This window comes from Sporosarcina sp. AD_1 (genome assembly GCF_057373025.1).
In genome coordinates this window covers 1-14,536 of the sequence record NZ_JBPVIR010000012.1, presented here as the reverse complement: position 1 = coordinate 14,536, position 14,536 = coordinate 1, and the positions used below count along the sequence as shown (strand labels likewise).

Sequence of the window (14,536 nt, the reverse complement as noted above, 5' to 3'; positions counted from 1 at the left end):
AATTTCCTCCAGTATTTCAATCTATACTACCCATTTTATCGGAAGTTCAACATTTGTGCCATGACGACAGTTGGAGTTTTATTAAATAGAGGATTTCTCTGAGCTATCTGCAAAAAATTATTTTGATTAATACGGGCCGCAAAGGTATGATAAAGGGGAATATTATAACTTTTCCGACATATGGAAGGAGGTTAAAATGAACAATGAAGAGAGCCGATTGCAAAAAGCAATCGAACTTAGAAACGAAAAAAAGCTAAAAGAGTCGAATGAGCTTTTACTGGAATTGGTTCAGTTGCATCCCGAGAATGCGTATTACCACTATCAATGTGCCTGGAGTTTTGACTGTTTAGGAGAAGAGTCAAAAGCGGTGCCCTATTACGAGAAGGCCATTCAAGGGGGGCTGGAGGAATCTGATTTGGTGAACGCTTTTTTAGGGCTTGGAAGCACATTACGAACTCTCGGGGAGTATGAAAGATCGAAAGACGTTTTTCAGGAAGCGATAGAACGATTCCCCTCCCATCAAGCCCTCCGTGTATTCTTTGCAATGACTTTGTACAATGTCGACGAACACAAGAAAGCGATGGAATACCTGCTGAAATGTATTGCCGAAACTTCATCCGATGAAGGAATCCAGAATTATAATAGAGCGATTTCATTCTATTCGGATAGGTTGGACGAAACGTGGGCATGATTTCCACGTCTATGTCCCTATCAACTTCATCTCGTTATTTGCCCACCCAGGATTACTATATGTTAAAAACGGGTGGGCTTCTTCTATCCTATTTCTTGATTCCTATTTATATGGTTAGTTGTCAAACACTATCATTTTTTTAAAATTATTTAGTCGGAAATAATATTATTTAATTATTTTGTTATGAATCGGTGATTCTTTTTTAATGCAAACAGCAAGCAAAAACTAGACTTTTTACCCTGTTGCCCAGTACTTCCATAAAACTATTATTTTGTCTACATTTTTAAGCGAGTTTTATTGACGTTAATTGGAAGACTTGGTATGATGATATGTAGACAAGAGAATTATGTCGAAATTTGACGAAAAATTTATTTGCTTAGGAGGAATTCTTGTCATGAAATCTACAGGTATCGTAAGAAAAGTTGATGAACTAGGGCGTGTCGTGATCCCGATCGAACTACGCCGCACTCTCGGTATTGCTCAAAAAGATGCTCTAGAAATTTATGTCGACGACGATAAGATCATTTTGAAGAAATACATGCCAAATATGACATGCTCCATTACAGGTGAAGTGTCTGATGACAACCTTCGTCTGATCGATGGCAAATTAATTTTAAGCCAAGAAGGCGCAAAACAGCTTATCAAAGAAATCGAAGACAAAATGAATTAATAGTATTAGGTGGATAATATAATAGAAAATCCAGGACACTGGTTGTTCTGGATTTTGTATTAACACCTATTCAATTATCGACATGATATTCCCGGTAGACGTCTTTACGGTTCAACCCTCTGTCTGCTGCCACCTTTTTAATAGCCTCTTTCGAAGAAATTCCTTCTTTCTCCATCAAAGCCTCCACATGTTCAGACACAGACAGTCCTTCCCACCATGCAGTACTTTCCTCAGACAATTCACCTTGAAATCCTTCAATGACTAGACAAAATTCGCCTCTTAGTTCAGTTGACTCTGCCCAGTGAATGGCTTCTTCCAATGTTCCGCGAAGAAATTCCTCATACCGCTTTGTTAATTCCCTTGCGAGTGTAATACGGCGTGTTTCACCGAGCACCTCTTTCATTGCCCGCAACGTTTCTTTTAATCGATGAGGTGCTTCATATAAAAGAATGGATTCCCGCCGGAACTGTAAATCCTTCAGCTGGTTAGTCCGTTCCTTTTTTTGACGGGATAGGAAACCAAAGAAATAGAATGGCTGTGTCTCAAGACCCGACGCGACCAGCGCAGCAATCGCCGCATTTGCTCCCGGTACGGGCACTACGTCGAAGCCTTCTTCAATCGCTTTTTTAGCAATATCCGCTCCTGGATCGGAAATACAGGGCATGCCGGCATCACTGACAAGCGCCACTGACTTCCCCTCTTCGAGCAGCGATAGGATTTTCTCGCCGCCCACCATCAGGTTATGCTCATGATAACTCATTAACGGCGTCTTAATATCAAAGTGATTGCATAGTTTGATGGTGTTTCTCGTATCCTCTGCCGCAATCATATCCGCTTCCTGTAAAATCCGGATGGCACGAAACGTCATATCATCGAGATTACCGATCGGGGTCCCGACTAGGTAGAGCTTGGCCCTCCCTGCTTCAGCACTTTTTTGAGATTTCATGTTGCCGCTCCTTCCTTCATATATCGTTCCTTTTCCAGCCGGGACAATTGCTTGAACCGGTATTCCGCCTGCATCGCTTCTCTTTTATTGTCGAAGGTTTCGGAGTAAACGCACTGCACCGGGCGCTTCGCACGGGTATATTTTGCGCCTTTACCTTCATTATGTGCCTGAATTCGGCGGTCTAAGTCATTCGTATACCCCGCGTAATAGGATCCGTCCTTGCATTCCAATACGTAGAAAATATGATCATTTTCCTTCTCCATATAGCATCTGCCTCACTTCCTCGGTATATTCCCCGTCGGCGCCGTATACATAAAGAGGCGGCAATACTTTTAGATCTGGTTTTCCATCTTTAATTCCTTCGATCAGCAAGGTGTTCGCTTCTTTTCCTTCCTTCGGGTAGACGAAACGAATTCGTTTCGGCTCCAGCCGATTCGCCCGCATCGCGGTCACAATGTCCAATAATCGGCCAGGACGATGGACAAAGGCCACTTTTCCTCCTTGTTTTGCAAGTTCGCTCGCTGAACGCACCGCTTGCTCCAATGTCAGATGAATTTCATGTCTGGCAATTGCGACGTGTTCCCGGATATTTTTTTCGCTCGCGTCAATCGCGGGAAAATAGGGAGGATTGCAAGTGATCGTGTCGTATTTTTCATATCCGATGACATCTGCAATATCAATGACATTGTTCTGTAGAATCTCAATCTGATTTTCCAGTTGATTATACGCCACGCTGCGCTTCGCCATATCGGCCAATCGTTCCTGTAATTCGATCCCGATGATCTGGGCTTTCGTACGGGCGCTTAATAAGAGAGGGATGGCGCCATTTCCCGTGCATAAGTCCACAATTTTCCCCGACCGTATCGGCACATAAGCAAATTTCGCCAACAATACGGCATCGAGGGAAAAAGAAAAGACAGAAGGGCTCTGGATGATCCTCAAATTTTCCGCCAATAAATAATCCAGCCTTTCATCACCTTGTAAAATCTGATCCATGTTTCACACCTCTTCATAAAGAAAGAGCCGATACCTACGATAGGATCGGCTCCTCTTACGCATTTTGTTTGCTTAAGAAGGAGAGGCAGAACAGACAATCCTCTCCTTTACGGCTGCTGCCGTAATGAACATTGCATACATGATATCCTTCATTGTAGATGCGGGCCAGATTATCGACCCCTTCACCAATATCAACCTTTTTCACTTTTTCCGGATTCCGTTTTGGATCGGACGACTGCTTCGGTTCATTCAGTTCCTCAAGTCGTGCACGCAAATGATGGTTTTCTAGTTGAAGTGAGTGGTTCTCTTCCGTCATCTTTGCTACAAATCCTATCAATTCCCGGAATTGCTCATGCATGGACTCGAGTTGCTGTTCGAATTCCATTACTCTGTCGAGAAAGTTCCCTTCTTTCAACTGTTCCACCTCATTATTTCATCAATTGGGGTACCGTATCTTGTCTACCTTCCAGCTCTTCCCAAGAATACTCAAGCACTTGCTCCTGTTCGGACAAATTCACTTGCACAACCCGTTCAAGAAGATTCAAACCGACCACTTTTCCCGCACCTTCAGGAGTTTTGATCCGTTCACCGATATCCGGCATTAATGCTTTTGCTTCTTCGTATTCATCGTTTTCATATTTCAAGCAGCACATCAGACGGCCGCATAGACCTGAAATTTTGGAAGGATTCAGCGATAAGTTCTGGTCTTTCGCCATTTTAATGGAAACCGGCTCAAAATCCCCTAAGAAGGTAGAGCAGCATAACATCCTGCCGCAAGGACCAATCCCGCCAAGCATTTTCGCCTCATCGCGCACTCCGATTTGCCGAAGCTCGATGCGTGTGCGGAAAATAGCGGCCAAATCTTTAACGAGATTTCGAAAATCGACCCGTCCTTCCGCGGTGAAATAAAAGACGATTTTATTTCGATCAAATGTGTATTCCACGTCAACAAGTTTCATATCGAGCTGGTGTTCCCGTATCTTTTCCATACACGTACCGAACGCCCGCTCCGCCTCTTGACGGTTTTCTTCGACTTGCTCTATGTCATCAGGCTGCGCAACCCTGATGATCTTTTTCAATGGCAAAACAACATCATTCTCCTCGACATCCCTGACCCGGCTTGCAACTTTGCCATATTCGATACCTCTTGTCGTTTCTACAATGACATAATCACCAATTTCGAGATGATAATCCAGAGGATCGAAATAATATATTTTACCCGCTTTTTTGAAGCGGACACCTACTATTTTATACAAGCATTAACCCCTCCTGCAAATTGAGCACCAGCTGTTCCATTAGAAGTGTACGGTTCATATTGCTATACAACTTCTTTTTCGCCTGTAAGACCGCTTCCATCATGGCCGATAATTGACTGTACGTCAGCTTCATGGAGAGACTGCTGAAAAATTGCTGCTGATCGGGAAACGTCAACGTCGACGTCAGCCCCGCTTTCAACGAAACAATATCACGGTAGGCGTATAGAAGCAAGTCCAATCCGCGTTCCGCATCCTCTTTCTCCTTGATTGAAACTGTCCAATCGGTCTGTATGAAAAGAAGCGCCTCATTAACGTTGCGGTCAGATGCTTCAATCAATTTTAACACTGTTTTTCGAATCTGTGCAAACTGCTCATCTCTCGCAAGCGAGATGGCTTCCTCCATATTAGCGGTTACCGTCGCCACGGTTGCTGCCATGGAAGGATGAATATCATGCTTTACCACTTCTGCGATCAATTCTTCTTTGGACGGCGGGAGGAAAGAGATCCGTTGGCAACGAGATCGTATTGTTTGCAAAATGGTCTGGTAAGCTTCTGTGAGAAGGATAGCCGTTACCTCGCCCTCCGGCTCCTCCAAATACTTTAGCAGCGTATTGGCAGCTGACACATTCATCCGGTCTGCCTGGACGATAATATAAATCTTTCTGCCAGGCTCAAAACCCTTCTTCGTCATTTTCATGATCAAAGCAGACATTTGATCCTTTTTAATATCTTGTCCATCGGGTCGTATCATTGTAATGTTCGGATGGTTACCGGAATCGACTCTTCGACAAGCGCTGCATGTTCCACATGGAACGCCATCTACTGGATTACCGCAAAGCAGAAGTTTCGAAAAGAAAAGAGCAGCTTCTTCTTTTCCCGTTCCCCGTTCTCCATCAAATAAATAAGCGTGGCCAATTCGTTTATTTACAAAAGAAGTCTTCAGTCTTTCAATCACCGGCTGTTGACGTTCTACAATTGATTGTTTCATAGGCCCCACCTCTTTCGTTGCAAAAAACCCCGTGTTTTTCGTGAACACGGGATTACATATATAGGTTAATGAGAAGTCCTTTGATTTCTCCTATTTTCCCAAGTAATTCAACAGAATTCTGTTCTTCGCTCAGCAAAGCTTCCGCCAATTCAATCAGTTTTTCATCGATTGTCTGGACAATCTTCAACCGGCGGCCTTCACCGTACTGGTTCCACGTATGCGATTGCTTTACGTCCAGGCCCGACTCAACTGCCTCTTTCAGGAACCGTTTGACAAGCATTTTGAACTTCGCCATTTCACGTAAATTCCGGGAACGCGCCAGTCGGTCCCCGGCAGCAGAAATGTCCCCGAGGAGCCTAGTCAATTGTTCACCGTGAAGACGCTCTTGCTGCGTCAGAACCATTTGTCCAAACCGGTTGCCCGTCTGAGCTGATCGCGATGGATCGTTTCTCATTTTATCGAGCCCGGCACGGTAATCACTATTTACCTTCAAAAAAGTTCACCTCATTTATACCAAGCAAAGAGGTACAAAAACAACTGTTATCTGAATTAAAAATGATGGAATTGCTCAATTGGCAGAACAAATACGGTAGCGCCTCCCACTTCCACTTCCACAGGATATGGAATATAGGAATCTGCGTTGCCGCCCATCGGAGATACCGGAGCGACCATTTGATCGCGCGAACGACAATTTTCACGGATCAACTCAAGCGCTTTGGGTACAAGACTGTCATCTGTACCGATGAGGAATGTCGTATTTCCTGATCGTAGAAAACCACCTGTACTCGCTAATTTTGTTGCCCGGAAGTCGTTTTTCGTCAAAGCTGCAGACAACCGGTTGCTATCTTGGTCTTGGACTACCGCTACTATCAATTTCACGCCTATCACTCCTTTTTTTGTATCGTTCTATTCATTATATCACGAAACTCATTCAGAAATGAGTTGAGAACTTACAATTTTCCAAACATTTTCAGTTACTGTTTTTAATTCGCATGAAGCATCGATGGTTGTAATCCGGTCAGGATACTGCTCCAGCAATTTTTGATACCCTTCGTAGACGAGCGAATGGAATTGAATGCTCTCCTGATCAAGCCGATTTTGTTCCCTCTCGCCATTTTGGTTGATTCGTTCCAAGCCTTCCTCCGGGCTGATATTAAAAAAGATCGTCAAATCGGGCATCGTATCCCCGATGGCAAATCGGTTAATAGACAGGACATCTTCCATGCCAAGCCCTCGGGCATAGCCTTGATATGCAAGGGAACTGTCAATAAAACGGTCGCAAAGAACAACTTTGCCTTCTGTCAGCGCCGGAATAATCTTCTCGACTAAATGCTGTCTTCTGGCGGCCGCGTACAATAACGCCTCGGTTCTTCCATCCATCTCCTGGTGAGTGTTATCCAGAATGATCGATCGTATCTTTTCTGCAATGCGGATACCCCCAGGCTCCCGGGTCGTCAATACATCATGGCCATCCAGTCTTAGTTTATTCGCCACTTCCTCCAGAACGGTTGTCTTCCCTGCTCCTTCAGGTCCCTCAAAGGTAATAAATACCCCTTTTTTTAACATAGTAAGCCTCCATCATTCAATCGCGACTAAAATTTTCCTTTGTTCCGTCCGGATTGCACCTTGGAACTTCGCGTTCATCATTATATATTGCGTCAGCCATTCGGCATGCTTTTCATTGATCCTTTCTCCACCTAGCACTAGCGGGACACCTGGAGGATAAGGAATAATCGAGCCAGCCGCTACACGTTCTATCGCCGATTCGATGGGAACCCACTCCGTTTCCATCTTACGTAACTCGGTTGGAGAAATAGCCAGCATGCTGATCTCCTCGCCTATCGTAAATGCGGAAGGCTTTGCAGCATCGGACAAAGCTTCCGATTTCAATCGTATTATAGCCTTCTTTATTCTTACCAGGCTTTCCTTAAACGGAAAATAAGTGTCCTTTTTCAATAACGGCAGGATCATTAAGACTTGAAAAGGATCCGCCAGCTCTGCAAATATGCCTTCCGCCTCCAGCTGATCAAGCAAGTCGAAGCCAGTATAGCCTTCCACCCGCAAAAGCAGCTTCAAGGGATCATCCACTTCTACAACCTCGACAGAAGACAGCTCACGCAAGCTGCGAATGAAAGCCGACCGCTCCTGCAAGAATGCTTCCTGGTCTTGGGAGGTGTAGGAGGCGGCATAGCTTCTAGCATCATCAAGGGATGCCATAAGCAAATAGGATGGACTGCTCGATTGAAGCATTTTTAAATAATGGGCCACCCTCTGCGGATCAATTAATGAAGAACGGACATGCAGAAAAGAAGCCATGGTCATCGCGGGCAATGTTTTATGGGCCGAATGAACAACGACATCCGCTCCGAGTGACAATGCGGACGGTGGAAAAGCACCGCTTGCGACAAAATGAGCGCCATGCGCTTCGTCCACCAGCACCGGGATGCATTGCTCATGACATTGTTTAATGATGGCTGCCATCTCGTTCCCTGTAATCCCGTAATACGTAGGATACGTCAGGACAACGGCTTTCGTGTCAGGTGCCGCCTCGATCGCTTTTTTTATTTGCAAGGCACGAACCGTCCCGATTGTTTGCGTCTTTTCATCCCACTCAGGGGAAACGAACACGGGACGGGCCCCCGTCAGTTCAATAGCGTGAAAGATCGATTTATGGGCATTCCGCTGCACAATCACCGTGTCTCCTGGCGAACACACTGCAAACATCATCGCCAAGTTACCGACCGTGGAGCCATTCACAAGGAAATAGCTTTTATCGGAGTGATACAAATCGGAGAGTCGCTGTTCTGCTTCCTTAATCATGCCCGCCGGTTCATGCAAATCATCCAGTCCGCTGAGTTCGGTCACGTCATAGGACAGCGCTGACCGGATCTCTTCCGGCAATGTAGACAATAACCCATTTTTATGGCCCGGCACGTGAAAGGAGATAGGTTGCTGTTTTTGAAATTCATCCAATGCCTGAATAACAGGACGATCCATGTCGCGCTTCAATACGTTTACACTTCCTTTGTATTCATTATAAAGCAAGAAGGAGGAAGTGTAAAAAGAGGGACAGTGCATCGGTTGAAATAAAAACGGCGAAGGAGAACCCAAGTGGATCCTCTCGCCGCTTTTCGATTTATTGATACCGCACTCTTGCTATTCCGATAGATAAGAAGACGATGGCAAAGCCAAGCAAAACCAGTATCGGCGTCATGATGTCTCCAAGAGTCGCTCCGTCCACCAGTGATTTGAATCCTTCAATCGCCCATGACTGGGGAACGAAATTAGCGATTTTCTGCATGAATTCCGGAACGATATCCAACGGCCAATAGACGCCGCCCAGCATGCTCGTCGAAATAATAAGAAGCATTCCGACGGCACTTTGTTGCTCAGACGTTTTCACGAGGGTGGCAATGGCCATGCCCAATCCGACTACACTGAACAGCAACACCGTAACGAGTAATGCCAAGCCAAGCGGATCTCCCCATTGAACGCCAAACAGCAGGGATGTCAGCACGATGAGTATGGAGAACTGCACAAATCCGATGATGAAAAAGGACAGGACATAGCCCAGTGTCAATTGGATCCGTGTCGCCGGTGTAGTTAACAATCTTGACCAAATGCCCATGCTACGCGCTTCAATCAATGTCCCTGTAGTGAAAAGCATAACAATCATGACAAACATGATGGAGAAGCCTGCTGAGCTATAAGACATCTTATTCCAGCTTTCCACTTGCGTATCGTTCATATGGATCTCGCTGATCCCGTCTGTTCCGCTCTCCGTCTCGATCAGCTGGTTAAAAACCAAATCCCACTCCTTGTTTTCATAGGACGCGCCAATCTGGGCTGCTGTCAACTGTAGGTCGAGCGTTCGGAGCGCCTGATTGTACAATTGCTCCAACATGGGTGCCGCCGCCGTGCCAGGAGGATGCTGTAGCATGACAGCTGGTTCTTCCTTAGCAACATGGCCTAGGAAATCTTTTTTAATTGTAATGACGCCTTCCACCGACTTCTCGGAAAGTAACTCTTTCGCAGTTGCTGCATCGACCTCTTCATACTCAACAAAAGGATGGGCCTTCAGCTGGCCGATCAAATGGTGCGAATATACGGATCCATCCTCGTCAACAATTGCCACGGGCATCGCCGAGCCGGCGTTCTCTCCAAATAATCCGCCGAACAGCAAGGTGAAAATCAATGGCATGGCAAACATGATGAAATAGGATGAGCGCCTTTTAAAGGTGCGTTTCATTTCCAACGAACAAATCGCTATTATTTTTCTCACTTCATTTTCCTCCCGATAACGCACTGTCCCGCATGCGAGCCGAGCCTATAACGATAGACGCGGCACCTATGGCAAGCAACACAAGAGCCGCCGCCCCTAGTGACGCCCACGTCGCTCCGTTCATGATGGATGTAAAGCTATTCAGTGCCCATGAATTCGGCAGGACGAGCGCCACTTTTCGCATGACTTCTGGAAATGCGGATAACGGCAGCATAGAACCACCCAAAAGCGCGAGTACTTGCACCATGATGCCGCCTGCCATGTCTGCCGTCTTTTCATTTGCGGAGAAAGCCGCAATCAGAATGGCTAAACCAGACACAGCAAAGCTATAGACAAAACCGATAAATAGTGTCTGAACTGCACTCTCGCCCCAATCTACTCCTAATAGATAGTGTGTAGCCGCCATGAAGACAATGAACTGACCAAAGGCCAAACACCACGTCCCTAAAAACTTGCCGCCTAAAATGAAATCCACCCGCGTCGGTGTCATCCGCAGCCGATCTAATGTGGCCGAATGTTGTTCTTGATGAAGGGACTTCCCTCCCCGAACTGCATTAAAAAGAAGGAACATCGCCGCCATTGCAGCAGCATAATATTGCATCGAGGACACCTCCCGTTCCCCGACTGAAGCCACCTCTACATACTGCCCGTTACGTTCCACTACTTCTTTCATTCCATTGAGCAGCTCCGCCTGGATTTTCCCCGGCTCTATGGCTGGATCTTGATAGGAAGCAGCTACAGCAAGATTAGTCATGATTTTTTCAGTCGAATTAGACATTGCCCATACAGTTTGTGCAAACGAATCCGTCAGTTGCTGGGTGAACAGGGCACTGGATTCCTTACCGGACACAGCTAAAATCGTTGCCGGGTTCTTCTGCTCTCCCCATTCATTTGGCAGGACGATGCCTGCATCCACTTCACCCTGATTAACCCAATCCTTCAATTGCCCATCAGTTGCTGCAACCTTCACCGTTAACATGGTCAAATCCTGTTGTAAATAATTCTCCACGAATTCCTTAGCCAGAGGATCGTCTTTTTCCGCATAGATCCCAATCACCGTGGCAGGGAGTGATTCCCCTTCCATTACCCCTTTTAAGGCAAACCCCAATATGGCCGTTAACAAAAAGGGCATGAGCAATAGGAGCAAAAAAGCTTTTCGGTCCTTCAGCTGGATGGCCATATCCTTTCGGGCAATCAACACCATTTTCTTCATACTAAACGCTCCTTAGTCTCGCAAAGAACGGCCCGTCATTTGCAAAAACAGTGTTTCCAGGTCCGCTTCTTTCAGTTTGATTTGTCGAAGTTTCACAGCCTCTTCAGCAGCCATCGAAACAATGGAAGCCATCATGTCCTGCCCTTGTTTCATATACAAATGGATCTCAGACGGTTCCGGATTCACTACCTTCTCGACCCCATCCAGCTGTTTTAATTTCTCCACAAAGGCAGGCCGCGCTTCCTCAACATCCAATAGCAGCTGATTTCCCCCGGCCAATCGTTTGCAAAGCTCCTGCGTTGACCCGGTTGCAATCACTTGCCCATGGTCCATAATGGCGATCCGTTTGCATAGAAATTCAACCTCTTCCATGTAGTGACTCGTATAGATAATCGTCATTCCCTGTTCATTCAAGCGCTTCACCGTTTCTAAAATATGATGGCGCGATTGTGGGTCAATGCCAACGGTCGGTTCATCCATAATAAGAAGCTCGGGCCGATGGAGCAAAGCAGCTCCGATATTGATGCGGCGTTTCATTCCCCCAGAAAATGTCTCAATCCGGTCTTTTCCTCGTTCTGAAAGCCCTACCGTCTCCAATACTTCCAAGGCACGGGCCTTTGCCTCCCTTCCCTTCAAGCCATACATTTTCCCCCAAAACACTAAGTTATCAAATGCCGACAAAGTTGGATAAAGGGCGATATCCTGCGGAACAACCCCGATTTTCTTTTTAATTTCATAAGGAGACCGACTTACAGATAAACCATCCACTTGAATGTCACCTTCATCATAAGGAACAAGTCCGCAAATCATAGAAATGGTAGTCGATTTCCCTGCACCATTCGGTCCAAGCAAGCCAAATGCTTCACCTTTTCCTACATGCAACGTAATCCCCTTTACTACTTCTTTCTCACCAAAGCGCTTTTTTACATTCGTCATCGTTAACATGCAAATGCCTCCTTCTTCACTTCCTATCATAAGAGAAAGGGAAGATTTCTCCATCTGGCGCGCGATAGATTTTTGGCCATGAAAAAAAACGGCATGCGTATGCCGTTTTTCATAGTCGCTTATGCGAGATGTCATATTTAAAAAGTGGTGATGCCATAACGGACCGCAAAAATGGCCGCTTGCGTACGATCTCGGAGGCCAAGTTTATGGATGATGTTCGAAACATGATTCTTCACTGTGCCTTCTGTAATGAACAACCCTTCCGCCACCTCTTTATTGTTCAGCCCCTGCCCCAAATACTGCAACACTTCCCGCTCACGGATCGTCAGCTCAGACAGGCCTTCCGGAGGTTCCGATGCACCTTCCAATGCCTTCTCCGCTTGCTTAAGCCGTCCTTCCGCCAGAAGATGGGCCGTAAAATCCTTTGGTAGCACGACGCCCCCATGGTAGACCGTGCTAATTGCTTTGGCAATCGTCTCGGTCGGCATGTCTTTCAATAAATAGCCGCTGGCCCCTTCCTCCAATGCATCAAAAATTAATTCACTGTCATTAAACGTCGTGAGGATCAAAACCTTAATATGCGGCAGCTTTTCTCGGATCAGCCTCGTACCTTCCACTCCATTGACGCCCGGCATCCGTATATCCATCAGGACAATATCCGGCTCCAGCCGGGATGCTTGAGCTAAAGCGTCGGAGCCTTCCACTGCTGTACCGACAATATGGATATCCTCCTGCAGGCTCAGCAAGGAACTTAACCCTTCCCGGATTAACGGCTGATCATCTACAATCAATACATTTATCATGCAATCACTCCTGTCGATGACCATCTCACCCGTTGCAGCGGAAAGGACACATGAATCGTAAATCCGTTTCCTTCTTCGCTCTCCATCTGCAAAATGCCTCCGTGCTCGGCCACCCGTTCTTTCATATTCAACAAACCAAAACTCGGGACCACCTGACCGGCCCCCTTTCCGTCATCCTGGATCTCCAGCCGCAATTCCTTCGGATGCACCCGAATGGAAACCTTACAAACATCTGCATCCCCGTGGCGCTTGGCATTCGTCAATGCCTCCTGGACAATTCGTTTCAAGGTTGGCTGCAAGAAAAGGGGTATCGACGACAAATCACCCTGTACATCCAATTCAGTTTGCATATGGGCGGAGTCGGCAAAGTCCTTCATTAGTTCTTTTAAGACATGCAAGAAGGACACCTGCAAATGATCCTCTTCTTTTAAGGTTCGAACAGACAACCGCACCTCATGAAGCGAATCGCGCGCCAACTGTTCGCACGTCCCAATGATCGCTTTGGTCTTATCCGGATCACGGACAGACATTTCATTCGCCAACTGTAGCTGAACTATCAGTGCTGTCATTTTATGTCCAACCGTATCATGAATTTCCCGGGCAATTTCATTGCGCTCCCGGATCACAGTCAACTCTTCCACCTGATTTGCATAACGCTCCAACTGCCCGTGCGCATCCTGCAGCGCTGTATGCGTCTCATTCAATTGTTCATATTGCACCGCAATCGTTTCCTTCGCCAACTGGATATGGCGAATCAAACTCCCCACCAACGCACAGTAAATGACAAACGTCAGATTGATTAAATTACTGGTAATCATAAATTCGTTCAATACATATTGGCGATAACTCACAATCCCCCACGCAGCAAAAAAGGCAATTGGAAACACCCTCACCACTTGTTTTGCATCATAGGCAATGAAAACAGTAGTAGCAATAATCCCAAAAAAGATCAGATACAAATAACCGCTGTCCGGAAAAATCATGCCAAATCCGAAGGCCAATAAAAAGTCGACAGACGAGCAGATTATCCGCACAATGGACCGGGAAGTCGACATATGGATGAAATGAGTCAGGACAAATACCAGCATTGCAACAGGCACATAAAACGACCATCCCGTCCATGACGCTTTGTCGGTTGGAATATAGTAGATGCATAAGATCATCAAAGTAACAAGCCGAATGGAAGTGAGCAACATCATCGATAAGCTTTTCATGACATCTTCCTTTTATTAAACTATTTCTACTTATTTCTTATGATGAATGAAAAAGAGAGCGCCCGCAACATAATCTTTTATATTGCGGTAGTGTGGTGGAAGGGAGGGGGAGGATTTTTGATAGGCGGGGGCGGGTGTGCCACGTCTGACTATGAAGGAACACACATTTTTCCGGCTGAATTGTAGTCAAGTGGTGATCATTTGGGTTTAGGCGGTGATAGACGAGTTAATGGGGACTTTTTGGAGCATGAGGAAGGATGATCTTCTTCTAAGTAGAGATGATTATATTATAAATGGCAATACACCAGAGGATTCTCCATTTGTAACTTTGCCAATTAACAATCCTCACCATAACTCTCCAAGTTTCCTTAGCCAGAGTGACTATGTAAACACAACAAAACATCTCTCAGGTCTTATCCTGGCGACGTCCTATTATCACAGGGAAGCGGCAAAGCCGCGCAATCGGTTCTTACTTGAATGAAAGAAAAGAATGTTTCTTACAAGATCTCTTAGGATACCTTGCGGTATCTAC

The 14,536-nt window shown here is 45.9% G+C and carries 17 protein-coding genes; 2 read left to right on the top strand and 15 right to left on the bottom strand.

Annotated features, from left to right (window positions below):
- The first annotated feature begins 196 nt into the window (after nucleotides 1-196).
- On the top strand, nucleotides 197-691 hold the full coding sequence (locus ACSW3C_RS18515; protein ID WP_486564395.1) for a tetratricopeptide repeat protein: 495 nt from the start codon (nucleotides 197-199) through the stop codon (nucleotides 689-691).
- Between the two features lie 394 nt (nucleotides 692-1,085).
- Complete coding sequence (gene abrB, locus ACSW3C_RS18510; protein ID WP_238079164.1) at nucleotides 1,086-1,361, top strand: transition state genes transcriptional regulator AbrB; 276 nt, start codon at nucleotides 1,086-1,088, stop codon at nucleotides 1,359-1,361.
- Nucleotides 1,362-1,431: 70 nt separating this feature from the next.
- On the opposite strand, the gene rsmI is transcribed toward abrB, so the two are convergent.
- From rsmI to ACSW3C_RS18435, 15 genes are all read right to left on the bottom strand, one after another.
- Nucleotides 1,432-2,307 carry a 16S rRNA (cytidine(1402)-2'-O)-methyltransferase gene (gene rsmI, locus ACSW3C_RS18505; protein WP_486564393.1) on the bottom strand — a complete coding sequence of 292 codons (876 nt, stop codon included), beginning with the start codon at nucleotides 2,305-2,307 and terminating at the stop codon, nucleotides 1,432-1,434.
- Nucleotides 2,304-2,570: a GIY-YIG nuclease family protein gene (locus tag ACSW3C_RS18500; protein WP_486564391.1), complete on the bottom strand. Its 267-nt coding sequence runs from the start codon at nucleotides 2,568-2,570 to the stop codon at nucleotides 2,304-2,306. Before ACSW3C_RS18500 ends, rsmI begins: the two co-directional genes overlap by 4 nt.
- Nucleotides 2,554-3,303 carry a tRNA1(Val) (adenine(37)-N6)-methyltransferase gene (locus ACSW3C_RS18495; RefSeq protein WP_486564389.1) on the bottom strand — a complete coding sequence of 250 codons (750 nt, stop codon included), beginning with the start codon at nucleotides 3,301-3,303 and terminating at the stop codon, nucleotides 2,554-2,556. The genes ACSW3C_RS18500 and ACSW3C_RS18495 overlap by 17 nt, the downstream gene beginning before the upstream one ends.
- Before the next feature lie 55 nt (nucleotides 3,304-3,358).
- Entirely contained in the window at nucleotides 3,359-3,718 is a 360-nt protein-coding gene (yabA, locus tag ACSW3C_RS18490; RefSeq protein WP_207959658.1) for a DNA replication initiation control protein YabA, read from the bottom strand.
- A 13-nt stretch (nucleotides 3,719-3,731) separates the two neighbouring features.
- Nucleotides 3,732-4,559, bottom strand: a complete 828-nt coding sequence (locus tag ACSW3C_RS18485) for a PSP1 domain-containing protein (RefSeq protein ID WP_238079168.1) — start codon at nucleotides 4,557-4,559, stop codon at nucleotides 3,732-3,734.
- A complete protein-coding gene (holB, locus tag ACSW3C_RS18480) occupies nucleotides 4,552-5,547 on the bottom strand; it encodes a DNA polymerase III subunit delta' (protein ID WP_486564387.1) in 996 nt (331 codons plus the stop codon). The genes ACSW3C_RS18485 and holB overlap by 8 nt, the downstream gene beginning before the upstream one ends.
- 52 nt (nucleotides 5,548-5,599) lie before the next feature.
- On the bottom strand, nucleotides 5,600-6,040 hold the full coding sequence (locus ACSW3C_RS18475; protein ID WP_486564385.1) for a YaaR family protein: 441 nt from the start codon (nucleotides 6,038-6,040) through the stop codon (nucleotides 5,600-5,602).
- 56 nt (nucleotides 6,041-6,096) lie between these two features.
- Nucleotides 6,097-6,426, bottom strand: a complete 330-nt coding sequence (locus ACSW3C_RS18470) for a cyclic-di-AMP receptor (protein ID WP_060206001.1) — start codon at nucleotides 6,424-6,426, stop codon at nucleotides 6,097-6,099.
- A gap of 48 nt (nucleotides 6,427-6,474) precedes the next feature.
- A complete protein-coding gene (tmk, locus tag ACSW3C_RS18465) occupies nucleotides 6,475-7,113 on the bottom strand; it encodes a dTMP kinase (RefSeq protein ID WP_486564384.1) in 639 nt (212 codons plus the stop codon).
- Between the two features lie 12 nt (nucleotides 7,114-7,125).
- Nucleotides 7,126-8,556, bottom strand: coding sequence for an aminotransferase class I/II-fold pyridoxal phosphate-dependent enzyme (locus tag ACSW3C_RS18460; RefSeq protein WP_486564382.1), 1,431 nt, complete (start codon nucleotides 8,554-8,556; stop codon nucleotides 7,126-7,128).
- Between the two features lie 127 nt (nucleotides 8,557-8,683).
- Nucleotides 8,684-9,829 carry an ABC transporter permease gene (locus tag ACSW3C_RS18455; RefSeq protein WP_486564380.1) on the bottom strand — a complete coding sequence of 382 codons (1,146 nt, stop codon included), beginning with the start codon at nucleotides 9,827-9,829 and terminating at the stop codon, nucleotides 8,684-8,686.
- A 1-nt stretch (nucleotide 9,830) separates the two neighbouring features.
- Nucleotides 9,831-11,042, bottom strand: a complete 1,212-nt coding sequence (locus ACSW3C_RS18450; protein WP_486564378.1) for an ABC transporter permease — start codon at nucleotides 11,040-11,042, stop codon at nucleotides 9,831-9,833.
- 12 nt (nucleotides 11,043-11,054) lie between these two features.
- On the bottom strand, nucleotides 11,055-11,987 hold the full coding sequence (locus ACSW3C_RS18445; protein ID WP_486564377.1) for an ABC transporter ATP-binding protein: 933 nt from the start codon (nucleotides 11,985-11,987) through the stop codon (nucleotides 11,055-11,057).
- A 137-nt stretch (nucleotides 11,988-12,124) separates the two neighbouring features.
- Complete coding sequence (locus tag ACSW3C_RS18440) at nucleotides 12,125-12,790, bottom strand: response regulator (RefSeq protein ID WP_486564375.1); 666 nt, start codon at nucleotides 12,788-12,790, stop codon at nucleotides 12,125-12,127.
- A complete protein-coding gene (locus ACSW3C_RS18435; protein WP_486564374.1) occupies nucleotides 12,787-14,004 on the bottom strand; it encodes a sensor histidine kinase in 1,218 nt (405 codons plus the stop codon). The genes ACSW3C_RS18440 and ACSW3C_RS18435 overlap by 4 nt, the downstream gene beginning before the upstream one ends.
- Nucleotides 14,005-14,536 lie beyond the last annotated feature (532 nt).